Raw genomic sequence first — 25,666 nt, forward strand, 5'->3', positions numbered from 1 at the left:
TTGTGTGCGGCGCGCCGTCTTACCGGGGGAATGAAAATATGGAGCGTGTGACACTACGAATTCCGAAGCAGCAAATCGAGGAGGTCGAGCGAATGGTCGAGACGGGGGAGTTCCCGAATCGGTCTGAAGCCATTCGATCCGCCGTTCGCGAGATGCTCAACGAACAGACTGCCGACAAACGCCAGCGCGAATCTACCAGCAAGCGCAGCTGGGCGAAGGTGTAAAACGATGCAAGATATCGTTCGCGAGGCGATGGAGCGAGACGAGGCAGAGCGCAAGACCAAATTAGAGGACACTGACGACGACCAGTTCGGTGACCCTCGTATCGTCATCGTCGGCTGTGGTGGTGCAGGTAACAACACTATCAACCGACTGTACAACATCGGCGTCGAAGGCGCTGACACGGTCGCGATCAACACCGACAAACAGCACCTGAAGATGATCGAAGCGGACACGAAGATCCTCGTCGGGAAGTCCCTGACGCAGGGTCTCGGTGCCGGTGGCGACCCCTCGATGGGTGAACGCGCCACCGAGATGGCACAGGGGACCGTCAAAGACGTCCTCGGTGACGCCGACCTCGTGTTCGTCACTGCGGGGATGGGCGGTGGCACCGGGACCGGTGCAGCACCCGTCGTCTCCAAGATCGCAAAAGAGCAAGGCGCAATCGTCGTCGGCATGGTCTCGACTCCGTTCAACGTCGAGCGTGCCCGCACGGTGAAGGCCGAGGAGGGACTCGAAAACCTCCGCAACGAGGCCGACTCTATCATCGTACTCGACAACAACCGCCTCCTCGACTACGTCCCGAACCTGCCTATCGGTAAGGCGTTCTCGGTCATGGACCAGATTATCGCCGAAACCGTCAAAGGCATCTCGGAGACGATTACCCAGCCGTCGCTCATCAACCTCGACTACGCCGACATGTCTACCATCATGAACCAAGGCGGCGTCGCGGTGATGCTCGTCGGTGAGACCCAAGACAAGAACAAGACCCAAGAAGTGGTCAACGACGCGATGAACCACCCACTCTTGGACGTCGACTACCGTGGCGCGTCTGGTGGTCTCGTCCACATCACGGGCGGCCCTGACCTCACACTCAAGGAGGCCGAGGGAATCGCGAGCAGCATCACCGAGCGACTCGAAGCAGCTGCGAACGTCATCTGGGGCGCTCGCATCCAGGACGAGTACAAAGGGAAGGTCCGCGTCATGGCCATCATGACCGGCGTCCAATCGGCGCAGGTTCTCGGCCCGACGACGCAAAAGCAGGCCGACAAGTCTCGCCAGAGTATCGAAGGACGGCAACAACACACGGAGTTCGACAGTTCGCAGCGTGCCCAAACGGCACAGAACGGAACGTGGTCTGACGGTGGACGAAACGAGACCGAGAAGAACCACGGTCTCGACGTCATCAAATAACCGGCAGACTCGGTAGACTCGTTCGGACACACATCGCGTCCGTTCGACACGGTACTGTCGTGGGTTCGGCCCACTTTTCGACTATCGCTACTCGAAGACGAAGAGCGACGCCACCGGGCGGGAGACGGACTCTCTGGCGTCTCTTACACTGCCTCTATCGACTCGATGAGACGGCACTTTCGGCAGATGTCGCCCGCAGTCTTCGACCCACAGCGCGCACACTCGTTGAGGTCGACCTGCCCGTCGCCGCGGTACTCTTCTGCGACCAATCCGGCGAGTTCTTCGTATCCTGCCATGATCGAATGTCGGGTCCCAGGATGGTTCTCTTCGAGTTTCAGCAGTAGTTGCTGAATCTCGCCGCGGTAGGCCTCCGACGAGTGTGGACACTCGGTGATGTGTGCAGGGAGATTTTTCAGGTGTGCGTAGAGCGCGACTTCCTTTTCGGGAACGTCGCGGAGTGGTTTGGCTCTCGGGACGAAGTCACCGCCGTCTCGGCGCTGTTCGAAGTCACCGATACTGGCGTCGAAGTGTTTCGCTACCTGCCGAAGGTCGCCTTCGAAGAAGTTCATCAGTGCGGTCTGTGCCTCGTCGTCGAGGTTGTGGCCCGTCAGCAGTTTGTCCGCGCCGAGTTCGTCGGCGAAGCGTTCGAGCAGGTCACGTCTGAACACGCCGCAGTACGCACAGGCGGCCATGTTTTCGGGGTCTTTCTCGACGACGTCGTCCATCTGCACGCCGAATTCGTCTTCGTACGAGACGACTTCGTGGTGCATGTCGAGGTCTTCTGCGAGTTCGACGCAGGCGTCGACGGATTTGTCGCGGTAGCCTTCGATTCCTTCGTGGATGGTCAACGCGACGAGTTCGATACGCGGGTCGCGCCCGAACGTCTCGTCGAGGATGTGGGTGAGGACGACGCTGTCTTTCCCGCCAGAGAGCCCGATGACCCAGGTCTGTGGGTCCTCGGGTGTCGCGTCCCGCGGGAGCATGTTGTCTTCGCGGATACGGCGACGCACGCGTTTTTCGACCGAGGCACAGAAGTGGTCGTCACAGAGATGTGCCCCAGAGTAAGCCGCGTGCATCACCGCGTCCCGACTGCACTTGTCGCACTCCATTGCCGGACGCTTGCTTGGCAGGAGGGATACGGGTTTCGCCTCGCGACAGGCGTGAGTTCCTGTCGCAACCGGTTTTGCCGTTCGCTTCTCACAGACACCCAATGGAACGAGACACCGCCCTCGACCGAGTCGAACGCGTGGTCGACGCCGTCGAATCCGAGACGCTCCCGGTTCCGGTCCGCGAGGTGTGGGTCTACGGCGACGTGGCCCTCGGACTCGACCCGCTGGACCGACTCGACGTGTACGTGACGAAAGACATCCTTCTTCGGGGTGACCCCGACGCTGCCGCCGAGTTCGAAGAATCACACGGCGTGAAGGGAGTCGGCAAGAGCATCCGCGCCGAGTGGGCACGCGAACACCCCGACTTGATTCGGGCGAACACGAACGGCTACGCCGCACCCGAGAAGTGTCTCGCCGCACACCTCCTGCCCGACGACGACGAACCGGCCCACCTCGAAGTGTGTAACGCCTCGTTCGAAGACAACGTCACCCAGCGACTGAAGGGTGCGATGGCCCGCGAGGCGTACGAGCAGATTCTCGACCCGCGCGGCGTCTGTCTCTACGCCGATGGCCAGCGTTCACCGAGTGCGATGGAGAAACTCCGAAACGGCGAGTTCGCCTTCCCGACACTCACTGCCGCATTGGAGATGCTCGGGGTGGAGGGTGACGAGGCAGAGGCGGCAGTCGAGGCGATGCGGGCCCACCGCGCCGAACAGACAGGGACGACAGTTCGTGGCGACGTCGTCTGAAGTCATTCTCTCCGGCGTGACGACTGGTTGTATCGGGCACCTTCCTCTCTGGCTCGGCGTTCCGCTTCTTTTCGGTCCATCGTTGGGAGGTTCTCGGTCTCCTGTTGCATCGCCCAGTAGAGGACGACCGGGACGCCAACCGCGAGGGCGAAAAAGAGCACGAAGACGAATCCGTCGGCGGCCATACACGTTCGTCGAACGGGACCGTCGTAGCTGTTTGGGCATCAGATTTATGCCATCTTCGAGAGCAACTGTCGGTATGAGCCCTCCAGCAGACGATGACCGAGAAGGCTGTCCGAAATGCGGCCACGCCGAAGCCGAGACAGACACGATTGCGACTTCGGGGAGCGGGTTGACGAAGATGTTCGACATCCAGAACCGCCAGTTTACCGTCGTCTCGTGTACGAACTGTGGCTTCTCGGAACTCTATCGCGGCCGCTCCAGCGGTAACATGATAGACCTCTTTTTGGGCTAGCGACGGCCCCACCCCCAGTCCGAGTGAGATTCGTCCGACGTGTCAGACCCGACCGGTCGTCACGTCGAACGGGACGACTTCGGCCCGGCGGTACTCCCCGTCTCGAATCTGTTCGACCACCTCGCGACCCATCTGCCGCCATTCACGCCGAATCGACTCGTAAGACACGTCGTCGAGTCCGCGTCGGAGGTCTGCTTCGTGGCGGTCGAGACCCTCACCGGTCGCTTTCTGTGCCGCACTCTGGATATCGCCTTCGTCGTACGGTGGTTCGGTCAGTTTTCGGTGGTGGTAGCGTCGAGTTCCGACGACTGAGAGGCCAGCCTCGTCGAACAGTTCCCGAACGCGGTCACCCAGTGCGACGTCGGTCTGGACGCCCGCGAGGAACGCCTCTCTAACAGAGCGTTCCAGTGGTACTTCCGCAGCAACGGTCGAATCGACGCCGACGGCGGCGTTGTCGGGTTCGACCGTCGCCACGAGGTCCGACGAGACACGCACGAACTCCCGTAACGCGGCCACTGGGTCCGGGAGGTTCACGAGCAACGCCTGGCAGACCACGAGGTCGAAACTGTCGTCGGCAAATGGGAGGCGTGTGGCATCGCCGGTGACTACCTCGATTCCGGGGCGGTCGGCAGCGACCGAGAGGAGCGAGTCGTCGGCATCGACGCCGACGACCTGCGCGTCGGATTCCTCGGCGAGGACGCGCGTGAACTCACCCGTGCCACAGCCCACGTCGAGGATACGCGTTCGACTACCAAGATTCAGGTCGTCGAGGGCGCCCCGCGAGTCGTCCCACATCCCCTGTCGCGTCCGCTGGAGATACGATTCCGAGAAACGTCGCACACTCGAAGTCGGGTTCCGCGAGACAAAAAGTCAGTCGGAAGTCAGTCGGAAGTCAGTCGGAAGTCAGTCAGAGCACAGTCCGAAGTCGGTCCGAAAACAGACGGAAGTCGGTCGGGGTAGTGAGTCGAATTCAGTCCGCAGTTCAGTTCGCGTCGGCGCGGTACTGACGGACGCGTTCGATGTTCCACGCGTAGCTCTTGCCGTCTTCCGTCGGTGTCTCCAAGACGAGTGGGACGTCGTTGTCGACGATTGCGGGGTGGTTGACGAACGCGCGCATGCCGTCTTCGCCGATGAGACCCTCACCGATGTGGGCGTGTTCGTCTTTGTTCGTCCCGCAGGCGTGTTTCGAGTCGTTCAGGTGGACGCACTTGAGGTGTTCCAGACCGACTTCTTCGTCGAGTTGTTCGAACGTCTCTGCGACGCCTTCGGGTGTCGAGAGGTCGTAGCCTGCGGCGAACGCGTGGGCGGTGTCGAGACAGATGTCGAGGTCCTGTGCAGAGTGTTCGAGGACGTATCCCAGGTGGGCGAAGTCGTCACCCATCTTCGTTCCTGACCCGGCGTCGGATTCGAGGAGGATGGTGACGCCGTCCGGCACGTCGATGTCGTCGAGGACGGAGACGGCGTTGTCGAGACCCTGTTGTTCGCCCGCACCGGTGTGTGCTCCGAGGTGGACGTTCACGTACGGGATTCCGAGTTTGTCGGCCATATCGACTTCCGTCTGCATCGAGGCGAGTGACTTCGAGCGAAGGCCGTCTTTCGGCGTACAGAGGTTGACGAGATACGAGGTGTGGATGACCCACGGTCCGTCGAGTTTGCCGGCAGTTTCCTCGCGGAACAGTTCGGCCTCTTCGTCGGAGATATCGGGGTCTCGCCACACTTGCGGTGAGGTGGTGAATATCTGTCCACAGTTGCCGCCGACGGCGACTTGTCGGAAGACAGCGTTCGCGACGTTGCCGTGCGGTGGCGTCTCCTCGTCAGAGGCGGTCTTCGAACTAGACATCGAGACGTGTGCGCCCACTTGCATGCGAAACCCCACGGCGTACCCGAACAAAGGGACTTCGGAGTCGGCTAATGGTGAGGCGGAACGAATATCAGGAATAGTTACCATTTGTATGTATGACTGGACTCGCCGTCGGCGAGACTGCCGACGACGTCGAGCTGCCGCTCGTCGGACCATCGGGTGACGTGACAGACCGGTATCTCTCGGAACTCGTCGCAGACAAACCTGTTCTGCTGTGTTTCTACACCGCCGATTTCAGCCCCGACTGTACCGACGAGTGGTGTGCATTCCGTGATTTCGACTGGTTCGCCGCGGGGCAGCACGTGACCGTCGTCGGGGCGAGCAAATCGAGCGTCGGAATGCACCGCCGATTCATCGACCGGCACGACCTGACGTTTCCGCTGTACGCCGATACCGACCTCGAACTCGCGTCGAAGTTCGACGTGGTCTACCGGACGTTCGGTGTCTCGAAGCGTGCCCACAGGTCGTGTTTCCTCCTCGACGAAGACCTGACTGTCCGCTATCGCTGGATTGGTGACCACTGGTTAGACCCGACGCGGGACGTTCCACCACTCACGGAAGTTCACGAAGGAATCTCTGAAGCCTTACAACTCGAACCCGCAGAGAGTTTCGGGTTCTGACACCAGGTTCTGAGACCACTCCCGCGAACCGATTCCGAGACAACTACCGCGAACCAGGCCTTCTGCGGACCCAGTCGTCGGTTGCGTACTTTTCTTCGACCTTGGTTCGTGCTGCGTCGAGTTCGTCGTCGGTCCACGAGCCGTCTTCGGCGTCGACGAAGTCGGCCAGCGAGTCGGTCACTGCCTCGACGAACGTCTCTCGGGAGACGTCTGCGAGTTCGTCGATGCCGACGACGCGTTCTCGGAACTCTTCGGGCGTCACGTCGTGGCCGTCGAACACGCCGAGATGCGTCTCGGCGTCGACCGAGTAGGTGAGAGAGCCATGTTGGACGACGGCGTCGCGGCGGCGGTACTGAGCGTTGCCGGCGACTTTCCGGCCTTCGGCGACCATGTCGTGTGCGGGGTGGAGCGCCCGGAGGTAACACGCCGGATGCCAGATGACCGGGACGTCTTCGTCGACGAAGTCCACGTCGACGCCCACGGACCGAATCGCGTCTAAAATCGGTTCGCACAGGAGGTGATAGCAGTCGATGAGGTCACCCGGTAACTCCGATTTCGGCGCGACGATGGAGTACGCGACGTCGCCGTGCCTGTCGTGGTAGATGCCGCCGCCGCCGGTCGGCCGGCGTGTCACGTCGATTCCTTCGCGTTCGCAAAACTCCCAATCGACCGTCTCGGGGTCTTCACCGTAGCCGAGAGAGAGACAACTGGGTTCCCACGAGTAGACCCGAACCGTTCGCGGACCACCCGCCGCGGCAGTCTCTCCCGCGACTTCGTCGAGGGCCATCTGCATCGGACCGGGGCGGATATCCTCACGAATCAACCGCCACTCTCGGTCGGCGAGTGCGCCCTGCGAGTCGTTCATAGTCGAGGGTTCGGCAACGCGCGAGAAAGCGATTTCGGCGCAGACCCGCAGACGCAGGTCCCCACGGACTCACGACGATGGAACGAACGATTCGTTTACACCCCCCGGAACAGATGGCTAGCGTATGCACTTTCACCGCGTCGCTATCGCCGCGGCCGACCCAATCTCGCTGTGTGAGTTCTACACCGAGACGCTCGGGTTCGGCGCCGTTTCGGGGTCACAACGCTCGGTCACCGCTGGGGAGACCACGCTCTGGTTCGAACTCGGAGACACCGACGCCGACCACCTCGCTTTTACCGTCGATGCCGACGTGGAGTCGGTTATCGCGTGGGTAGACGAACAGGTCGGTGTTCTCGAGACCGACGAAGGACCGAGTATCAGATTCGACTTTCTCGACTGCGACTCCGTCTACTTCGAAGACCCGGAGGGGAACATCATCGAGTACATCTGTTACGACGGCCAGTCCTCGGGGACCTTCGACCCGGAGACCGATATCGTAGGCGTGACAGAAGTCGGAATGGCCGTCCCCGACGTGCAATCGTTCGTCGCGGAGTTGACAGACGCCCTCGACGTGGAGATTCTAAGTGAGTTTGGCGGCGGAACCGTCGCGTTCATCGGTGACAAGACGGGGAGGTTCGTCGTCGCCCCCACCGGTCGGCCGTGGTTCCCGACCGACAGAAACGCCGCGCTCGACCCAGTTTCCGTGCAGTGTGACGCAGAAGGGACGTTCGACCCCGAGGGACTGCCGTATCGGGTGAACGTCCAACAGTAACGCGACGAGACTGTCCTTTCGAGCGGCGAGAGAAGCGGAGCGGCATCTTCTCGGGTCAGAGGTCACTGCCAATCTGCACGCCGTTGGCCGATTTCGTATCGTCGCATGAGATTTATCGAACGTCGGTTCGCCGACTCGCGGCCCTTTTACGCCTCGCCCGCGGACACAGGGGCATGGTACGGAACGTCGCCGGCGTGATGGCCGAACTCGAGTCTGAGGATTTCTATCTCCTCTCGGGCGTCGAGCAGGGCATGCGCTTTAGCGAGTGGGTCAATCGTGAGAAGCTCCCGAAGAACTCGGGGATGACCGCCGAAGAGGTCGACTATCGCATCGACCGCTGTATGACCCGCGACCTCGTCGAGCGCAAGACCATCCAGTACGAGGGGTACAAACTCACGGTCGGAGGGTACGACGCACTCGCCTTGCGGACCTTCGCCCAGCGAGACACCATCCAGGGATTCGGCGCGCCACTCGGCGTCGGCAAAGAGAGCGACGTGTTCGAGGTGCAGTCGTTCAAACCGCTCGCGCTGAAGTTCCACCGCGAAGGCTACACGAACTTCCGCGAAGTCCGCCGCGAACGGGATTACACATCCGACAACCACCACGTCTCGTGGCTCTACACTGCTCGCAAAGCGGCCGAACGCGAGTACGAAGCGCTGGAGACGTTGTTCCCGAAGGTGTCTGTCCCGCGTCCGGTCGACCACAACCGCCACGCAATCGTGATGTCGAAACTCGACGGCGTCGAACTCGGGAAGGCACGGTTGGACTCCGAACAGGTCGTCGGGGTGCTCGACTTGGTGCTCGACGAGATGGCCTCGGCGTACGAAGCAGGGTTCGTCCACGCGGACATGTCCGAGTACAACGTTGCCGTCAGCGAGAAGGGAATCACCATCTTCGACTGGCCACAGGCCGTCCCGACCGACCACGAGAATTCCCGCGAACTCCTCACGCGCGACGTGAAGAACATCGTGAGCTACTTCCGGCGGAAGTATCCCGCCGAGATGCCCGACGACGTCGACGTCGACGACCTCTCCGACGCGATCGCTCGAAACGAGTTCGAGAGCGTCCGGAACTTCAGCGCCTAAGCCCCGTTTCGGACCACGTTCTGTGTCTCCCTTCGGTACCGAGTGCTCGGTGGCACGCCATGCGATAAATCGAGTATCGCGATAGAGAATCAGCAATCGTCACGTCTGAACGAGTGACTGGTCAGAAACCGACTCCGAACAACTGTATACACGGCAAGTGGAAACCCCTTTCTCTGAACAGGTTTAAAAAGAGATTGTCGGGTAAAGCCAACATTTTCAAAATATCTCCATAGATAATTTGACCCCCGCCATTATGTGGTCAGTTCCACACGTTTGGTCGTGGACCAGTCACTTTCCCGGATTCTCCCGGCGCGATTTCACGAACAGTACTTGTACAAACTCGTCGCGATGTTGAGTGTCCTCGTCGTTCTCACGTCGGGGGTCGGTGCGTATACCTACTTCACCGTCTCCGACGAGCTCCACGAGTCAGTCCACGCGGAGTTAGAGAACACCGCCAAACTGCAGGCGGACGAACTCAGCGTCTGGTTAGACGAGCGAACACAGATTACGCGAATGTTGTCGGGATACCCCATTCTCGACAGTAAAGACCCCACAAAGATATCCGCGTTCCTCACCGACGAGATGACCAAGCTCCCCGACGACTTCGTCGCCATCCACTACGTAGACACGGCGTCGAACGAAGTCCTCGCGAGTTCGGCACAGGCGCGCGTCGGAGGGGCTGCAATCGCCACCGACAGAAAGTACATCCACGGGTCGGACGCGTTCTCGAACGACGACGAGGTCGCGATTACCGAGATGTACCAAGAAGGTGGGGAGACGCACATCTCCTTCGTGAGCCCCGTCGCCGACGCAGAGAACCGCGCCATCGTTCTCGTCTCGTCTGCCGCACATCTCCGAGAAGTCTTCCACGCACCGTTCGAAGGGTCGTTCGTCCAAATCATCGACCGTGAAGGTGTCGTCGAGTTCGACGAACGGAACTCCGTCAGCGGCGACGCGTACGGCGAACAAGACGCACAGTTGCTCACCGATGGCTTCAGCGGTGGGTCTGGTGCCTACGAAGCGGAGGCGAACGACGCCTTCGGTGAGAAGCACGTCGTCGCCTACGCGAGCGCAGACGACCTCGTCGTCGCCATCCACGCACCGACGAGTTCCGCATACCACCTCCAACAGACAGTCATCACCGACATCGGAATCCTCCTCGCAGTGTTGCTGGTCGGCATCAGCGGTGTTGCGATGGCGCTCAAGCGTGGGATGCTCGACCCACTCGATGGCCTCGAATCGAAGTTGACCCGTCTTCGCGGTGGCGACCTCCAAGTCGACCTCGAAACGGAGCGACGAGACGAGTTCGGGTCGGTCCTCGGTGCGGTCGATTCGCTCCGAAACGACCTGGTCGACCAGCGTCACGACGCAGAGCGGTACAGCACCGTGATGGACACGGCCGCAGACGGCGACCTCACCGCTCGAATGAACACAGACAGCAACTCCTCCGACATGCAGACCATCGCGACGTCGTTCAACGAGATGGTCGACGAACTCGAGACGACCGTCGGGTCGGTGATGGAGTTCGCAGACGAGGTCCAGATACGCAGTGACCAGGTCGCACAGGGTGCCCGCGAGGTCAACGCCGCGAGCGAACAGGTCGCCCAGTCGGTCGAACAGATATCACACGGTGCGGACGAACAGTCGGGACGACTCACGCGTGTCTCCGAAGAGATGGACACGCTCTCGGCCGCCGTCGAAGAGATTGCGACTGCCGCAGACCAGTTAGCCGCGAACTCTGCAGAGGCGGCCGAACTGGGAGCAGACGGACAGGTCGCCGCAGAGGGTGCGCTCACCGGGATGGACGCAATCCGGAGAGAGACGCAATCGACAGTCGACGACGTAGCCGAGTTCGGTGCGCTCACCGAAGAAGTCGGAGATATCGTCGGTGTCATCGGCGACATCGCCGAGCAGACGAACTTGCTCGCGCTCAACGCGAACATCGAAGCGGCCCGTGCAGGCGAAGCAGGCGAAGGGTTCGCCGTCGTCGCCAACGAAGTGAAGCAACTCGCAGAAGCGACTGGAGAGTCGGCCGCCGAAGTCGAATCGCTCATCGAGGACATCAAGTCACAGCGCGAGACGGTCGTCAGTGGTGTCGAACAGATGAGCGAACGCGTCACCCAAGAATCCGAGTCGGTCGAGACGGCGATAGACGCACTCGACGACATCACCGAACGCGTCGAAGAGAACAACACGAGCGTCCACGAAGTCACCTCCGCGACGGACGCCCAGGCGACGTCGACAGAGGACGTGAGTGCGATGGTCCAAGAAGTCGCGAGCGTCAGCGAAGAGACCACCGCCGAAGCAGAGACGGTGTCCGCGGCAGCGGAAGAACAGGCCGCCTCACTCAATCAGGTCTCGACGAGTGCGGAGACGCTGGCGTCGAACGCCGAAGACCTCCACGATCTCTTAGACCAGTTCGAGGTCGAGACCCACGGAAACGCACGGGAAGACACTCACGAACAGTCCAGTAGCGTGAGTTCGGTCGTCGATTCGAGCGTCGGGTACGGCGCCCAGTCACCGGCCGTCAGCGACGGCGGGTTCGACAGGTAAGAGCGGCACACTCGCCGAGTCGGGTACATTCGCCGACTACGGCACATTCGCCGAGTCGCGGCACATCCGTCGACTCACCGTGAGTTACCCCAGGTTCACTCGATTTCTTCGGTGTGGTCAGACCTGGCCAGTGTCTCGTGAACTGCGAGGACGAACGCAGGGACGACGACCATGAAGACGTGTTCTTCGAGGGGGATTCCGAGGAGTTCGACACCCGTCCGCAGTGGAATCGAGAAGACACCGACTTCGAGCGTGTACCAGTCCCAGACGTACGCGACGGGGTAGACGACGGCGACAGTTCGAGCAACTCGACGAACCGCGTCACGTCCGGACCGCACGAGCAACGCGGCGGCAATCGTCCCGAATAGAATCTCGGTTACGAGATATGTGTACGGTCCGAAGACGCCGATATCAGGGAGTGAAACACCGGAGAGCGGGCGGAACGCCACGGCGACGACGAGGAGGGCGAGAAAGACGTACGACCCGCGGACGAGCATCATGGTCGCGAGTCGCGGCGGGGCAGGGCGGGCGAGGACGACGACGAGTGCGAAGGCGAGTGCGGCGACTGCTGCGAACGGCGGAAACGTCCCCGAAATAGACCCGGCGACGACGAAGAAGATACCAGCACCGACGAGTGCGTACGCGAGTCGAAACGAAGCGTCCAGTCCGAGTGCGACCGCGACGGTCCGCTTGTCGATAGACTCGTCGTAGTCGTAATCCTTCGCGTCGTCGATGATTTTGATGCCCGCGAGGACGAGAAGGAGGACGCCCGCGAACGCCAGTGGCATCGCGGCGAGCGTCCCCGTCTGGACGTAATAGCCGCCGAGGATAGCCAGCGCGATACCGAGTGGGTAGCCTCCCGTCGTCGTCACGGGATTGGTGTCCAACTGCGGGGCGTGGAAGTAGCCCAACAACCACCCTGGGATGGTGAAGGCGAGAACTCCGACGTCGACCAGAGCGACGAGTGCCCCTGTACAGAGGACGAAACCGAGCGTCGCACCAGCGATGCCGAAACGACATCCGCGCGGCGTCATCGGGTGGTCGTCGTCCTCACCGCGCTGGTAGAAGTCGACGTATCCGTCCTTGACGTGCGCGGTGTACACGCCGAAGAACACCGCGGCGGCGTAGAGTGTGCCGGGGACGATGGAGAACTCGCCAGCGAGGACCGCGCCGAACCACGACGCTGCCACGGGAGGGAGCATGAACACCGGGTGCACCTGTGATGCGAGTGCACCGACTGCCGCTTTGACCCCGGTGTCGTGACGTGCGATAGACATGTAGTGACATACGACGGTCGACGCCAAAAATGGTACAGCGAGCGCACCCGTCCTCGACGTGGCGTCTTCGAGCGGGCAATCGGACGGGTTTCGAGCCGGGAGAGTGTCGCGCAGACTGTGAGAAACAGCCGAAATCGTGCGGTCAGGAACTCGGGGTGAGTTCGACGTATTCGGCCTCGAAATCTTCGATGAACGCACCGAGCCCACCGATACTGTAGGTTCCGTCGTCGGTCTCGATGACGAGCGTGTTTTCGACCGGGAAGGAGTTGGTCGCAGGTTCGAGCAGTCCCTGTCGGATATCGACGATTCGACCGTGGAGTTCGGTCGGGCCATCGGTGTGGACCATCCGTCCGTGGGCGGTCACCGTGAGGTCGGTTCCGGCCCGGTCACAGAGTGCCGCCTGCAGGACGGCGTGACGGAAGTTGTGATACGTCGCTGGGAGTGGGTCCGGTTGGGTCGTGTACGCCTCGGCGGCCATCGGCCAGTAGTTCCCGAAGAACGACCCGACGATGACGGGGCCGAGATGTGGTTGGGCGAAGACGATTGCTTGCGACTCTGAGTTCGAGCGAGCGACCATCTCACCCGGTGCGACGAGGCCGATGCGCGAGTCCACGGTGAGCATCGTCGGCATGAGTTCGTGCCAGACACGCACCAACGACGCGAGTCCGTCGAGCGACAGGTCGTCGTGTGGTTCGACCCCACTGACGACGAGCGAGACGAGCACGCCTCGCTCACGGGCGGCGCGTAACTCGTCTGCAACCTCGTCGAGAACGTCGTACGGGAGCGAGAGCGTAATCTCGGACTCGGAGCGGGCGATGAGTTCGGCGATTCGTTTGAGAACGGTGACTCGAGATTTGATGACCTCGAACCGTTCTTCGTCACGGGCGGTCGTCGTGTATCGTTCTTCGAGCGCCGGTTGCATCGACTCGACGCTCTGCGAGAGCGACTCGACGACCGCTGCGGGAGGCAGTGGGCGAATCGTCGTCGGAACGACGTGGTCGTTCACCTCGACGAAGCCACGCGCTTCGAGTTCCTGACTTACGCTGTAGACGTAGCGCTTGGAGACTCCCGCCGCGTCAGCAATTTGGCTCGCCTTCGCCTCCCCGAGTTCGAGAAGCGTCAGATACGTGTCGATGACCTTCTCGGAGAGGCCGAACTGCTCGAGAAGGTCGGCGAGTTCGCGGTCGTCCATAATCGAACAAACATCGACGCTGGTACTTAATCACTCGAATCTCCAGCGACCCGAGGGTGCGGCGACACTGAATCTCGTCGCCGACGTGACGGGTTCGACGCCCGTCAAAAGTGTGAAGGAACATTACACCAAGATTATTATCCGGGGAGGACGCAGGAGACATCAATGCAATTACGAGACGCACTGGCCGACTACAAACGGCACGCTGAGCACCCGACTCGGTTTCCGGGTGAGCGACGGACGACGAGTGGTCTCTTCTCGGGACTCGGTGGGCGACTCGTCCACGTCGAACGAGACGGGTCGCTTCGTGACTTCGGCTATCCACTCTCTGGTCGGTGGGGTATCGAGCGCTCACGATTCGGAGTCCGACCGGTCGATGGCGACTCGGGTGTCGTCTGGTTCGACGAGGACGCGACGCAGTGGTACGCCGGAGACGGTGGACTCGTCGTCACCGAACACGAGACGCGATACGGCGACGTAACTCAGCACGACCTGACAATCGACGACGCCCACGTCACGCGGTTCGAAACCGACGCCCCCGTCGAACTCGTCTCGTTCGTCCACTTCCAACCCGATGGCCGAGACACGTTAGTCGGACAGTTGCTCCACGGCGACGCCGTCGAAGCGTACCACGCTGACGAACACGACTTCCTCGCCGCACAACCCTCGTTCACCAGCGTCGAAGGCCGCGTCCCTGAACAGTTCGGAGAACTGCTCTCTGACACCGAAGTCGAACTCCCGCGTCCGCTCTCTGACAACCGATACGAGGAAGGTCAGTTGAGCGGAGCAGTCGTCGCCACCGTCCCGTTCGAGGCGGGCGAAGCGACGGTCGGAACGCTCCTCACCGACGAAACCGAGACGAGTCGCGACGAGGCACTCGAACGTGTGCGCGCGCTCGTCTCACTGGGCCGAGAGAGTCTGCCGGCGCGCGCCGAAGCGCAAGTCGATGGCTCGATTCCCGACCACGACGAGGCCGCCGCGATGCGTGACGACGTTCGTGTCCTCTCTCTTCTCTCAGGGTCGCTCGGTCTGCGTATCGCCGGCCCCGACTTCGACCCATACTACGCCTACTCCGGTGGCTACGGATACACGTGGTTCCGCGACGACGCGGAGATATCGACGTTCCTCCTAGAGTCCGACCACAAACTCGGCCTCGGTCTCTCCGAGTGGCACGAACGGAGTGCCCGTGCGTACTGCCAAACACAGCGTGACGACGGGTCGTGGCCGCACCGCGTCTGGCCATTCGATGGCTCCCTCGCACCCGGATGGGCGAACGCCCGTCTCGAATCGGGTGACGACGCCGACTATCAGGCCGACCAGACGGGGAGCGTCATCGCGTTCCTCGCGACGTACTACGGCGACTGCGACGACCCATCGCTCCGTGCCGACATCGAAGCGACACTCGAACGCGCGCTCGATTCGCTCGACGAGACGCTCGGTGACGACGGCCTCCCGGTCGATTGCCAGAACGCGTGGGAGAACATGACCGGCCGGTTCAGTCACACGACGGCGACGTTCCTCGAAGCGTACTCGGCGCTCGCGCTGTCAGCCCTCGACGACGACCTGACCGACCGCGCCGCAACGCGCGCACGGGAAGTCTACGAGAGTGTCGACTCCCTCTGGAGCGACGACGCCGACTGCTACGCGCTCCGTCTGGTCGACGGCGAACTGGACGACAGATACGATTCGGCCGCGCTCGCACTCGTCTCTGCCCACCGCACCTACGACCGACTCGACGGCGTGGACGACGAACGCCTCGACCGACTCGCTCGCCACGTCGAGTCGATATTCGACGGTCTCTGGCACGACCCCGACGAGAGTGACGTGAAAGGACTCGTTCGGTTCGAGGGCGACGACTGGCGGATGCGCGAACAGACCTCTGAGAAGATTTGGACCGTCTCGACGGCGTGGGGTGCGAACGCGGCGGTCGAACTCGCTGCCCTCCTCGCGACCCACGACGACGACCGAAGCGCGTCGTTCGCAAACGAAGGCCAGGCGCTCCTCTCGCTCGTCCTTCCCGACGGACCGTTGTGTACCGACGAGGGCTACCTCGCAGAGCAGTTCTTCGACGACGGGACACCCGACAGCGCGACGCCGCTCGGCTGGCCCCACGCACTCCGACTGGCGACTTTGGCGACGCTCACAGACGAAGGGTTGCTGTAACACCCGGCCACTGCTCTGAAAACACGAACTGTCGGTTCACGCCTCCACGAAGTAGAGAATTCAGTTACTGAATCGGTGTCGTTCGGTACTGAACCGGTGTCGTTCGGTACTGAACCGGTGTCGCCTGTTACTGCGTCGCCGTCGCTTTCTGCTTCGACTCCCGGTAGAGCAGCGACTCGCCCGTCTCGGGGTGGAAGACGTGGAGGTCAGACTCGTCCAACGTGACGCCGAGCGTCTCACCGGGGGAGGGGTCGACGTCCGAGTCGACGCGGGCGATGAAGTCGGGACCGACGTCGAGGTGGAGGTAGTTGTCCGACCCGATTGGTTCGACGACACCCACCGTCGACTCGACGACGTTCGGGCCAGTCGAAGTCGTCTCGACGTCTTCCGGGCGGATGCCGACACGAAGCTCGTCTTCGCCCGTCGCCTCACGAAGCGTCGCAGAGAACGACTCGGAGAGGCGGTACGAGAAGGACCCGTCGTCGTCGACGAGCGTGAGTCGGGTGCCGTCGCGTTCGACACGCACGTCGAGGAAGTTCATCGACGGCGACCCGACGAACCCGCCGACGAACTCGTTGGCTGGGTTCTCGTAGACGTCTTTGGGGCGGCCGGCCTGCTGGAGGCTACCGTCGTTCAGGATGACGATTCGGTCGCCCATCGTCATCGCCTCCTCCTGGTCGTGAGTGACGTACAGCGACGTGATGCCGAGTTCGTTCTGGAGGCGCTGAATCTCCGTCCGCATCGTCGTGCGGAGTTTCGCGTCGAGGTTCGACAGCGGTTCGTCGAAGAGGAACACGTCGGGTTCGCGGACGATGGCGCGGCCGAGTGCGACGCGCTGTTTCTGCCCACCGGAGAGTTCGTCCGGTTTGTCGTCCAGCAGGTCTTCGATGCCCATCATCTCCGCCGTCTCGCGGACGCGCTCGCGACGTTCGTCTTTCGAGAGGTCCGTGCTCATCCGCAACCCGAACGCCATGTTCTGCATGACCGTCTTGTGCGGATACAGCGCGTAGTTCTGGAACACCATCGCCACGTCGCGTTTGCGGGCGTTCTGGTCCGTAACGTCCTCGTCACCGATGTGAATCGACCCACCGGACGGCGATTCGAGTCCTGCAACCATCCGAAGCGTCGTCGATTTCCCGCACCCCGAAGGTCCGACGACGGTGATGAACTCACCGTCGTCGACGTCGAGTGAGAGGTCTTCGACCGCGACGACGCGACCCCTGTCGTACTCCTTCCGAAGTGTTTCGAGCGTGAGACGTGCCATTACTCCCCGTCTATCCCCATCGTCCATAATCGTTTTCCTCCATTCTGAATTTGTGATGCAATAGTTCGTATTAGATTTATTCGATGCCCGTATGTCGAGATATTCTGTGTTCTCGGCCCCCAGACAATATTTTACAACTCGGATTCGGATAATCATATTGCGTCAGAATAGCCTCTTTTCCTAACTATTAAATATATGAACACATAGTTCATCATAGATTCGCAATGTCAATGAAGCGCCGTGAAATTCTGAAACGACTGGCTGGCACGACGGCCGTCGGGGCACTCGCAGGGTGCGTCGGCGTCTCGGAGACCGACTCGACGTCGACGCCCGAGGAGGGCGGTTCCGACGGTTCTGACGAGTCCGACGGGAGCGAAGAGACCACCACGCAACAGGAGACGGGAGCGTCCGTCCCCGCTGGAACGTTCAAGCTCTGGCACCAGCGCGCGGAAGCAGAGAAGAAGGCACTCGAACAGAACGCCGAGGCGTTCTCCTCGGAGACGAAGCACACTGCAGACCCCGCCGAGATTGCCGACCTTCGGAAGAAGACGACGTCGGCTATCCCCGCCGGACAGGGCGCGAGCATGTTCGACTGGGCACACGACTGGACCGGCGAGTACTACCAGAACGGCTTCCTGTCGGACCAGAGTGAGAACCTCGACGTCGACCTCTCTGTGTACACCGAACCCGCACAGAAGGCAGTCCAGTTCGACGGCGCGACGCTCGCGCTCCCGTACGCCGCAGAGACGGTGGGCCTCATCTACAACAAAGACCTCGTCGACGAACCGCCGGAGACTGTCGCCGAGATGAAGGCCATCATGGAGGAGCACCACGACCCCGACAACGGGAAGTACGGACTCAGCTACCCGCTGAACGCCTACTTCATGAGTGCGTGGCCCCACGCCTTCGGTGGCTACTACTTCGACGAGTCGAACGTCGAACTCGGCCTGTCGAACGAGGCGACGCTCGAAGGCTTCCAGTTCGTCCTCGACAACTTCGTCCCGTTCCAGCCGAAAGACACCGGCTACGGTCCGCAGGCGTCTGTCTTCCTCGAAGGCAACGCCCCGTTCGCCATCAACGGCCCGTGGTTCCTCGGTGACGTGAAGTCCAACGAAATCGACGCGGGCATCGCACGACTCCCCTCGCCAGAGGGCGACGCGGAGCCCAAACCGTACACGACGGTCAAACAGCTCTACTTCACGACTCGAGTGGACGACGACGAAGCGAAAGCCGCCGCAACCCGCGCGTTCGCCGAGTGGTACACGACGAGCACAGAGGTGCTCTCGAACAACGCCGAAGAGTTCGGTTACATCCCGGTGTACAAAGAACTCGCCAACAGCGGCGACCTACCGGCGGCCGTCGAAGGCTTCTCGAAATCCGTCAAACTCGGCACCCCGATTCCGTCCCACCCGAAGATGGGTGACGTGTGGGGGCCGCTCGAAGACGCCTTCAACAGCGTCAAAAACGGCGACGCAGAGCTGAAGGCGGCGTTCGAGAAAGCAGAACAGAACATCCGGTCTAACTGGGAGTAAGGAGATGAGCGTCGTCGACAGCGCCGTCGAGCGAGCCAAGAACACCCCAGTGGTGACCAAAGAGGACGCACCCCTCTTACTCGTCCTGCCGGGGCTGTTCATCTTCCTCGCGTTCATGCTCTTTCCCATCATGTACCTGGTCTACCTCTCCTTCACCAACGCAGAGCCGGCCACGCTGTTTCAGGGGAAAGAGCAGTGGGTGGGCTTCGCCAACTACGTGAAGGTCCTCACAGACGGCCAGTTCTGGAACTCGATGTGGGTGACGTGGCTGTTCGTCGGCACGTCTGTCGCACTCAAGGTGCTCGTCGGTATCGGCGTCGGCCTCGTCGTCACCGGGGCGCGGGTCCGCGGCAAGCGATTCATGCGAGCACTCATCATCATCCCCCTGGGCCTGCCAGGTATCTTCACCATCACCATCTGGCGCGGTATCTTCAGTTCGGCCGAGTTCGGACTGGCGAACCAGTTCCTCCGACTGGGTGGATTCCAGTCGGTCGCGTGGCTCTCGGAACGCTGGATGGCCTTCGTCGCCTACAACGTCACCGAGGCGTGGTTGGCCTACCCGTTCATGGTCATCATCACCGTGAGCGCACTACAGGACGTCTCCGAAGAGCTCCACGAAGCGGCGATGATAGACGGGGCCGGGTTCTTCGCTCGGTTCCTGCACGTGACGCTTCCGTCTATCAAACGTCCGGTGCTGTTCGCGTCCATCCTCACGGCCGCGGCGTCGTTCCAGCAGTTCCTCATCCCGTACGTGTTCAATCAGGGCGGTCCGTCGCGGACGAACGAACTGCTCATCGTCTACGGCTACCGCGAGGCGTTCCGCTTCCAGAAGTACGGTGAGGGAGCGGCAATCATGCTCGTCGCCGTTCTCGTCATCGGTGCGTTCATGATGTTGAACGTCTGGAAAGGCAAACTCGCAGACGGGGTGGACGACGCATGAGCGTCCTCTCCGACATCGCCGCCGAGGTGAAAGACGACGTTCGCGCAGTCGCACAGACGCCTGTCGAGGCAATCAAAGACGCCCGATACACGCTCGACGGCATCCGGGAGGGGCGTGTCAGCGCCGCGTCCGTCGCCAAGACGGCGGGGGTCACCGCAGGCGCAGTCGTCGTCGTCGCGCTCCTGTTGTTCCCGCTCTACTGGGTCGCCGTCGGTGCCTTCTCTGGGACCGGTGCGTCGCTCTACTCGTCGAGCGGGATTCGCCTGTGGCCGAGCGACCCGACCATCAGGCCCTTCCTGTGGGTCGTCGGTGACATCATCGTCCCGAGCTATCGGATTACGTTCGGCCTCGGTGGGTACGAACTGTTCGTACAGACGCCGAAACTCGCACTCTTAGACGTGTCGAACTACGGCGTCACCGAGACGTCGAACTTCAAGAAGTTCTTCGTCAACAGTCTCACCGTGGCCATCCCGACGGTGTTGCTCGCGATGAGCCTCATCGTCCCCGGCGCGTACGCACTGTCGCGTCGGAAGTTCATCGGTCGCTCGAAGATTCTCTACGGCTACGTCCTGTTCACCCAAATCGGCGGAGGACTCGGCGTCGCACTGCTCATCGCGCTGTACGCACTGTTCGTGCAGTACGGGTTCAACGACAACAAACTCGCCCTGTCGGCGTACTACGCGGCGACGGCGGTGCCGTTCAACACGTGGCTCTTGAAGACGTACATGGACGGCATCCCCGTCTCCTACGAAGAGGCCGCGATGATGGACGGCGCGCCGTCGTGGAAGATTGTGACCGAGATAATTCTGCCACTCTCCAAGGCGGGACTGGCGACGGTGTTCATCTTCACCTTCCTCACCGGGTGGACCGAGTTCGTCGTCGCCCAGACGTTGCTCTCGACGGACAACTACACCCTTCCGGTGGGACTCTACTCGCTGGTCGGCCGCTACTCCATCCCGTGGGCACGGTTCTCGGCGTTCGCACTCACGTTCGCCGCACCCATCATGCTCATCTACCTGTTCGCACAGCGCTACATCGAAGGTGGCCTGTCGTTCGGTGGGATGGAAGGCTGAGGGCATCCTGCCGGCACCTCGATTTTCGTTCTATCGACCCCTGTCGGAAGCACTCGGAGCGGTGACGTCCTCTCTGCTACGACTGCAGATTCTCACGGCGTAAGAGTTTGCACGTGGGGAGATATCGCCAGGCAACGTCTCTCTAGGCTGCTATGAGTCGAAACTGGACACGGTGGCTCACTGGTGCAGGTATCCTGCTCGGAGTCGCAAGTGGTGCGCTGTGGCGGTGGCAACAGCGACTCCTCGCTGACCTCGCGGCCGGGAGCGAACTCGTCGAGACCGAACACGGGACGATCGAAGTCGCCACACGTGGGTCTGGCTACCCGGTACTCGTCCTCCACGGCACCCCCGGTGGATACGACCAGGCCTTGTTCGCAGGCGAGGCCATGTTCGATGGCGTGCAGGTTATCGCCCCGTCTCGGCCGGGGTTCCTTCGCACGCCGCTGACCGACGACGGGTCACCCCGTGCAGAGGCCGCCCTGCTCGACGCGTTGCTGGACGACCTCGACGTCGAGGAGACGCTGGTCGTGGGCATCTCGGGTGGAGGTCCGGCAGCGCTCCAACTCGCCGCGGAGTACCCCGAACGCGTCTCGGGGCTGATTTTGGGGGCGGCGGTGACCATCGAAACCGAGTCGCGGACGTACGGTGTCCCCGTCCACCCACTGGTCGACCCGATTCTCACGTCGGCACCGGCTCTGGCCCTCCGCTCGGGGGTGTTCGGCTTGCTCCAGCGGTTCGCTCCCGACCGACTCATCGAGATTACACACAGTAAAGCGTCGACCCTCGAAGGAGATGACCTCGAAGCGTACGTCGCGTTCGTGACGTCGAACCCCGAGCATCGCCAGCGGTTTTTGGATATGGTGTCGACGGTACGTCCGGCCGGCGCACGCGTCGAGGGGACGCTCAACGACGAACGCTGGTTCGAACACCTCCCGCTCGCTGACTACGGGGCGATCGAATGCCCAGTGCTGGTGCTTCACGGGGAGTTCGACGCACCAGTCCCGATGACTCATGCGACTTTCGTGGCCGAACGAGTGCCAGACGCCGAACTGGTTCGCCTCGAAGGCGACCACTTCCTCATGGTCGGCCCAGATGCCGAACGAGGTGGCGAGGCGATACAGCGGTTCTCCGAGTCGATTATCGCTACCAGCGAACAGCGAACAGTGTGAACGTCACCGGTCTCGCTTGCGCTAGCAGACGCGACAAGTAACGTCTGCAAAAAGAAGGCAGGATAGTACCTCGGTACCACTGATGGCCGCCGATATCCAGAACCGCGTCACGCACGTGACGAGATGGAGTCTGTGGAGAGGGTTCGAATCAACGGCCAACGAGTCGTCTGTAAAACGTCGTCTCGACGCTGTACGTCAGATAACTCGCCACCCCGAGCGCAGCGACGATCGGCACGAGAATCGTGACGAACGAAGGCGAAACCCCGATGTCGAACACCGACACCCCGAGAATGGAGAGGACGACCGAACCAAGACCCACCAAGACTGCGAGTGCGAGCACCGACGGCAGGAAGATGACGAGAAATTCGGCGGACCGGTCCCCGTCGCGCCCGGTATCACCAAAGGCGTACCCAGCAAGCGCGCCGAGACAGACCCCCGCGACGATTCCCGGTCCACCGCTGAGACTGTAACTCGTCTGTGTCGCAGCGAGGTACGCGCCGTAGACGACGAATCCAACGACTCCGAGAACCAGTCCGACGACGGCACCCCGTGCCGTGCCCAGTAACTTGTCGCGATGGCGACGGTACCACTCCGTCTCGACTCGATAGGCGAGCAGGTACGCCCCGCCAAACGCCGAAATCGCCGCGAGCGTTGGAAGGACGAAGAACGGCACGGTGAACAACCGGTCACCAAGCAACCACTGAAACGCCGCCGTCGGAACGATGGCGAGCGCCCAAGAGACGAGCAGTGACCCGACGAAGACGACGCGGTTGCGGTGTGCTGGGGCCGACGTCGCGGCCCGACCGCTCGTCACCCAGCGATAACCACCGAGTCCACCGACGAGGAGGGCAAGCGGTGCGGCGACCTGAATCGAGAACACCCAATCAGGAGCGTAGAGCACGTCCGTCGTCGCTCGGTAGTAATTTCGGAGCAACCGGGCGACGGTGTCGAGGACGAACGCCTGCACCAGGCCCCACTGGAGGGCAGTGACGAGTGCCTGTTTCTGCGTGGAGGGGGAATCCGGGGACGACATGTTCGGATACTCTCGGCAGTTCGTATTATAACGTGTTGACAGAATTGCCCGGCAAATCTGTCCCGTGTCGCACACCCACACACCCGCTCACAATCCGAAGTTCTTAACCCTCACCCTAAGGTAGTTTCGCCAACTCGCTGGCACGCGGGCCCGCCAGTGGGCACCCGTCACGAACGGGACGAAATGTGGCCGAGGGGAGACTCCCCGAACGCTGAATCGCAAGCGCCCGCGGTGATATACAATGGCAAAAAGCTTCTATTCCCACATCAAGGAAGCGTGGAAGAACCCGAAGGAAGGCAAACTGGCCGAACTCCAATGGCAGCGCAAACAGGAGTGGCGCAACCAGGGCGCAATCGAGCGCATCGAGCGACCCACCCGCCTCGACAAGGCGCGTGAACTCGGCTACAAGGCCAAGCAAGGAATCGTCGTGGTTCGCGTCTCCGTCCGCAAGGGTGGCGCACGCAAGCAGCGACACAAGGCTGGCCGCCGGACGAAGCGGCAGGGTGTCAACCGCATCGGCCGCCGCAAGTCCATCCCACGCATCGCCGAGGAACGCGCCTCGCGCAAGTACCCCAACATGCGTGTGCTGAACTCCTACGGCGTCGGACAGGACGGCTCCCAGAAGTGGCAGGAAGTCATCCTCGTCGACCCCGAGCACCCCGCAATCCAGAACGACGACGACCTCAGCTGGATCTGCGACGATGCCCACGACGGCCGCGCCTTCCGCGGTCTGACCAACGCGGGCAAGAAGAACCGTGGCCTCCAGAACCGTGGCAAGGGTACGGAACACGTCCGTCCCTCCATCACGGCCGGTCGCCGCCGCGGCAAGTAACGCCCCGCGCACCGCACAACCTTCTCTCTTTATCGACTGTTGAGCGACTGCGCTAAATTCACACAGACTACCTGCCGAGGCTCTGTTGAAAAACCCTTAGTCACTGATAGTTTGGCGAGGTCGTGATGAATACAGCGCGCGTGTGTGTCAGGGAGCTGGATAGTGTTTAATTACCCTTGACCAGTTGTTCTCTAAATGACGAGTGAGGATTCAGCTACTGATGATTTACGCGAAATTTTCGTTCAAGAGGCGAGATACAGTTCCCCATGGGCTGTCGTTTGTATCCTTGGCTGGGCGATAGTGGGAGCGATTATCTCCTTGTTCAGACAACACCCTGTAATCACTGCTGGACTTGCAGTAGCTTCTTGGGGCGTCCTTGTAGGCACAGTCGTCTCTGTGAGATGGGTTGTTGGGATAGATTGGGGAATTCTGAAGGCCAATCAAAGAATGGTCTGGCTGATTAGTGGAGAAATCTTCATAGGTTTCGTGATAATGCTCGCAGTACTATTACTCGGGGTTCCCATCGAAGTGCTGTTACTCTACGGCGTGGTCGCAGGAATTGGAAATTACTTCCTCAGCCAATAAACTGCCGGACTTTCGACCCCTATCTGCTGCACCCACCCTCTGTATATTGCACGCCGCTGTTGACACCCCCCTGATAGGTTTCTATGGGCGTGCTGAATACAGGGCGCGAGTCGGTCACGCGGTGACAAATTCAGATATTCAGCCCTCGAGCGAACGCATCTCTGCGGAATTCGGTTGAAGAACGCGATTCAGTCGTCGAGGGGCGCTGCCAGCACGGACGCCCGACGCCGGGCGAAAGACGTCGTCCCGTAGACGAGGATGATAACCAGCGCGAATAGGACGTTCGTTCCGGCGATGACGTACGCCGACAGCAATTCACCAGTCACGTTTGGTTGAAGCGCGACCAACCCGTTAGACACGTTGAGTAAGCCATGAAGCACTGTGACAGCGAGAACGCTGCCACCCGTGTTGTTGAACAGCCAGGTGTAGATGAACGCGGTGGCGACTATCGAGACACCCCACAGGGCTAACGGAAAGCCGCCGTTCGCCCCATCTACGAACCGCAGCGGTAGGTGCCACAGGAACCAGCACACCCCAAGGACGAGGCTGGCGACGGCGGCACCGAACCTGGCCTGTAACAGCGGCAGAAAGTACCCACGCCAGCCAAGTTCCTCCCCCAAGGCGAGCAGCATCGTCGCCCCTACCATCACGCCGAGGACGACGACCCCAGCGGGCTGGTCGAGGAGGAATAACACCGGGGATGGCAGCGATGGCCCACCCAACAGGAGGTACGCACCGTACGGTACGGCGACGAGGAGTGGGCCGAGCAGGACAGTGACGGCCCACCATAACCGACCGAACCGCCACGAAGTGACAGAATCGACGGCATCTCTCAGGCCACTGATCCCGTCGGAGGCCAGGTGAAGGGAGAGTGCTACGACCCCCGGCGTGCAGATAGCGAATATCGAGAGAGCCCCAGACACCCAGGGGTCGGTGAGTGCGGGAACATCAACCCAGCCACGCGTTGCAGCGATGACCGGGAGGTAGACGGCGAGTGAGAGCCCGAACGTGAAGACCAGGAACGTCGATGCACGTCGGACTGCAGTCGACGCGCCGACATCCGTACTCACGATATCGCTGCTTCGGTCAGTGCCAAGAGCCATG

General features: G+C 61.5%; 25 protein-coding genes. 15 read left to right on the forward strand and 10 right to left on the reverse strand.

The genetic code is table 11. The features are described from left to right. The first annotated feature begins 38 nt into the window (after positions 1-38). Together GJR99_RS06525 and ftsZ are read left to right on the forward strand one after the other, a co-directional pair. Complete coding sequence (locus GJR99_RS06525) at positions 39-224, forward strand: ribbon-helix-helix domain-containing protein (protein WP_151110435.1); 186 nt, start codon at positions 39-41, stop codon at positions 222-224. 4 nt (positions 225-228) lie between these two features. Next, entirely contained in the window at positions 229-1,413 is a 1,185-nt protein-coding gene (ftsZ, locus tag GJR99_RS06530; RefSeq protein ID WP_151110437.1) for a cell division protein FtsZ, read from the forward strand. A gap of 143 nt (positions 1,414-1,556) precedes the next feature. Here ftsZ and ncsA read toward each other — a convergent pair whose 3' ends face one another. Beyond that, entirely contained in the window at positions 1,557-2,522 is a 966-nt protein-coding gene (gene ncsA, locus GJR99_RS06535; protein WP_151110439.1) for a tRNA 2-thiolation protein NcsA, read from the reverse strand. A gap of 101 nt (positions 2,523-2,623) precedes the next feature. Between ncsA and GJR99_RS06540 the strand changes: the two genes are divergently transcribed. Then, a complete protein-coding gene (locus GJR99_RS06540; RefSeq protein ID WP_151110441.1) occupies positions 2,624-3,271 on the forward strand; it encodes a DUF7095 family protein in 648 nt (215 codons plus the stop codon). 2 nt (positions 3,272-3,273) lie between these two features. On the opposite strand, the gene GJR99_RS06545 is transcribed toward GJR99_RS06540, so the two are convergent. Next, positions 3,274-3,456 (reverse strand): hypothetical protein, encoded by a 183-nt coding sequence (locus GJR99_RS06545; RefSeq protein WP_151110443.1) that lies wholly within the window; start codon positions 3,454-3,456, stop codon positions 3,274-3,276. Between the two features lie 74 nt (positions 3,457-3,530). Here GJR99_RS06545 and GJR99_RS06550 point away from each other — a divergent pair, with 74 nt between their 5' ends. Continuing rightward, positions 3,531-3,746, forward strand: coding sequence for a zinc ribbon domain-containing protein (locus GJR99_RS06550; RefSeq protein ID WP_151110445.1), 216 nt, complete (start codon positions 3,531-3,533; stop codon positions 3,744-3,746). 42 nt (positions 3,747-3,788) lie between these two features. Here the strand turns inward: GJR99_RS06550 and GJR99_RS06555 are convergent, their stop codons facing one another. Beyond that, the gene (locus GJR99_RS06555) at positions 3,789-4,541 is read right to left on the reverse strand and encodes a class I SAM-dependent methyltransferase (RefSeq protein WP_151113904.1); all 753 of its coding nucleotides are present in this window, start codon (positions 4,539-4,541) and stop codon (positions 3,789-3,791) included. A gap of 187 nt (positions 4,542-4,728) precedes the next feature. Then, on the reverse strand, positions 4,729-5,610 hold the full coding sequence (locus GJR99_RS06560) for a deoxyribonuclease IV (RefSeq protein ID WP_151110447.1): 882 nt from the start codon (positions 5,608-5,610) through the stop codon (positions 4,729-4,731). 92 nt (positions 5,611-5,702) lie between these two features. Here GJR99_RS06560 and GJR99_RS06565 point away from each other — a divergent pair, with 92 nt between their 5' ends. After that, positions 5,703-6,227, forward strand: a complete 525-nt coding sequence (locus GJR99_RS06565) for a redoxin domain-containing protein (RefSeq protein ID WP_151110449.1) — start codon at positions 5,703-5,705, stop codon at positions 6,225-6,227. A 43-nt stretch (positions 6,228-6,270) separates the two neighbouring features. On the opposite strand, the gene GJR99_RS06570 is transcribed toward GJR99_RS06565, so the two are convergent. Next, positions 6,271-7,092, reverse strand: a complete 822-nt coding sequence (locus GJR99_RS06570) for a lipoate--protein ligase family protein (protein ID WP_151110451.1) — start codon at positions 7,090-7,092, stop codon at positions 6,271-6,273. Between the two features lie 124 nt (positions 7,093-7,216). On the opposite strand from GJR99_RS06570, the gene GJR99_RS06575 reads away from it, so the two are divergent. The 3 genes from GJR99_RS06575 to GJR99_RS17820 all read left to right on the forward strand — a co-directional run bounded on the left by GJR99_RS06575 (position 7,217) and on the right by GJR99_RS17820 (position 11,502). Beyond that, on the forward strand, positions 7,217-7,864 hold the full coding sequence (locus GJR99_RS06575; protein ID WP_151110453.1) for a VOC family protein: 648 nt from the start codon (positions 7,217-7,219) through the stop codon (positions 7,862-7,864). Between the two features lie 173 nt (positions 7,865-8,037). Further along, positions 8,038-8,949 carry a serine/threonine-protein kinase RIO2 gene (locus tag GJR99_RS06580; RefSeq protein WP_151110455.1) on the forward strand — a complete coding sequence of 304 codons (912 nt, stop codon included), beginning with the start codon at positions 8,038-8,040 and terminating at the stop codon, positions 8,947-8,949. 279 nt (positions 8,950-9,228) lie between these two features. Continuing rightward, positions 9,229-11,502 carry a methyl-accepting chemotaxis protein gene (locus GJR99_RS17820; RefSeq protein WP_151110457.1) on the forward strand — a complete coding sequence of 758 codons (2,274 nt, stop codon included), beginning with the start codon at positions 9,229-9,231 and terminating at the stop codon, positions 11,500-11,502. A gap of 95 nt (positions 11,503-11,597) precedes the next feature. Here the strand turns inward: GJR99_RS17820 and GJR99_RS06590 are convergent, their stop codons facing one another. Both GJR99_RS06590 and GJR99_RS06595 read right to left on the reverse strand, forming a co-directional pair. Then, positions 11,598-12,779, reverse strand: coding sequence for a lycopene cyclase domain-containing protein (locus GJR99_RS06590; RefSeq protein WP_151110459.1), 1,182 nt, complete (start codon positions 12,777-12,779; stop codon positions 11,598-11,600). A 142-nt stretch (positions 12,780-12,921) separates the two neighbouring features. Beyond that, complete coding sequence (locus tag GJR99_RS06595; RefSeq protein WP_151110461.1) at positions 12,922-13,971, reverse strand: TrmB family transcriptional regulator; 1,050 nt, start codon at positions 13,969-13,971, stop codon at positions 12,922-12,924. A 165-nt stretch (positions 13,972-14,136) separates the two neighbouring features. On the opposite strand from GJR99_RS06595, the gene GJR99_RS06600 reads away from it, so the two are divergent. Further along, positions 14,137-16,134, forward strand: coding sequence for a glycoside hydrolase family 15 protein (locus tag GJR99_RS06600; protein ID WP_151110463.1), 1,998 nt, complete (start codon positions 14,137-14,139; stop codon positions 16,132-16,134). 127 nt (positions 16,135-16,261) lie between these two features. On the opposite strand, the gene GJR99_RS06605 is transcribed toward GJR99_RS06600, so the two are convergent. Beyond that, entirely contained in the window at positions 16,262-17,398 is a 1,137-nt protein-coding gene (locus tag GJR99_RS06605; RefSeq protein WP_151110465.1) for an ABC transporter ATP-binding protein, read from the reverse strand. A 230-nt stretch (positions 17,399-17,628) separates the two neighbouring features. On the opposite strand from GJR99_RS06605, the gene GJR99_RS06610 reads away from it, so the two are divergent. From GJR99_RS06610 to GJR99_RS06625, 4 genes are all read left to right on the forward strand, one after another. Continuing rightward, positions 17,629-18,930, forward strand: a complete 1,302-nt coding sequence (locus GJR99_RS06610) for an extracellular solute-binding protein (protein ID WP_151113905.1) — start codon at positions 17,629-17,631, stop codon at positions 18,928-18,930. A 4-nt stretch (positions 18,931-18,934) separates the two neighbouring features. Further along, positions 18,935-19,870, forward strand: a complete 936-nt coding sequence (locus GJR99_RS06615) for a carbohydrate ABC transporter permease (RefSeq protein ID WP_151110467.1) — start codon at positions 18,935-18,937, stop codon at positions 19,868-19,870. Then, a complete protein-coding gene (locus tag GJR99_RS06620) occupies positions 19,867-20,943 on the forward strand; it encodes a sugar ABC transporter permease (protein ID WP_151110469.1) in 1,077 nt (358 codons plus the stop codon). Before GJR99_RS06615 ends, GJR99_RS06620 begins: the two co-directional genes overlap by 4 nt. 152 nt (positions 20,944-21,095) lie before the next feature. Next, entirely contained in the window at positions 21,096-22,112 is a 1,017-nt protein-coding gene (locus GJR99_RS06625; protein ID WP_151110471.1) for an alpha/beta fold hydrolase, read from the forward strand. 148 nt (positions 22,113-22,260) lie between these two features. Here GJR99_RS06625 and GJR99_RS06630 read toward each other — a convergent pair whose 3' ends face one another. After that, on the reverse strand, positions 22,261-23,145 hold the full coding sequence (locus tag GJR99_RS06630) for a hypothetical protein (protein WP_151110473.1): 885 nt from the start codon (positions 23,143-23,145) through the stop codon (positions 22,261-22,263). 241 nt (positions 23,146-23,386) lie between these two features. Here GJR99_RS06630 and GJR99_RS06635 point away from each other — a divergent pair, with 241 nt between their 5' ends. Beyond that, a complete protein-coding gene (locus tag GJR99_RS06635; protein ID WP_151110475.1) occupies positions 23,387-23,977 on the forward strand; it encodes a 50S ribosomal protein L15e in 591 nt (196 codons plus the stop codon). Between the two features lie 195 nt (positions 23,978-24,172). Continuing rightward, complete coding sequence (locus GJR99_RS06640) at positions 24,173-24,562, forward strand: hypothetical protein (RefSeq protein ID WP_151110477.1); 390 nt, start codon at positions 24,173-24,175, stop codon at positions 24,560-24,562. A 188-nt stretch (positions 24,563-24,750) separates the two neighbouring features. On the opposite strand, the gene GJR99_RS06645 is transcribed toward GJR99_RS06640, so the two are convergent. Beyond that, positions 24,751-25,665, reverse strand: coding sequence for a CPBP family intramembrane glutamic endopeptidase (locus GJR99_RS06645; protein WP_151110479.1), 915 nt, complete (start codon positions 25,663-25,665; stop codon positions 24,751-24,753). Position 25,666: the final 1 nt, after the last annotated feature.

Origin of the sequence: Haloferax marinum (genome assembly GCF_009674625.1) — an archaeon.
GTDB classification, from domain to species: domain Archaea; phylum Halobacteriota; class Halobacteria; order Halobacteriales; family Haloferacaceae; genus Haloferax; species Haloferax marinum.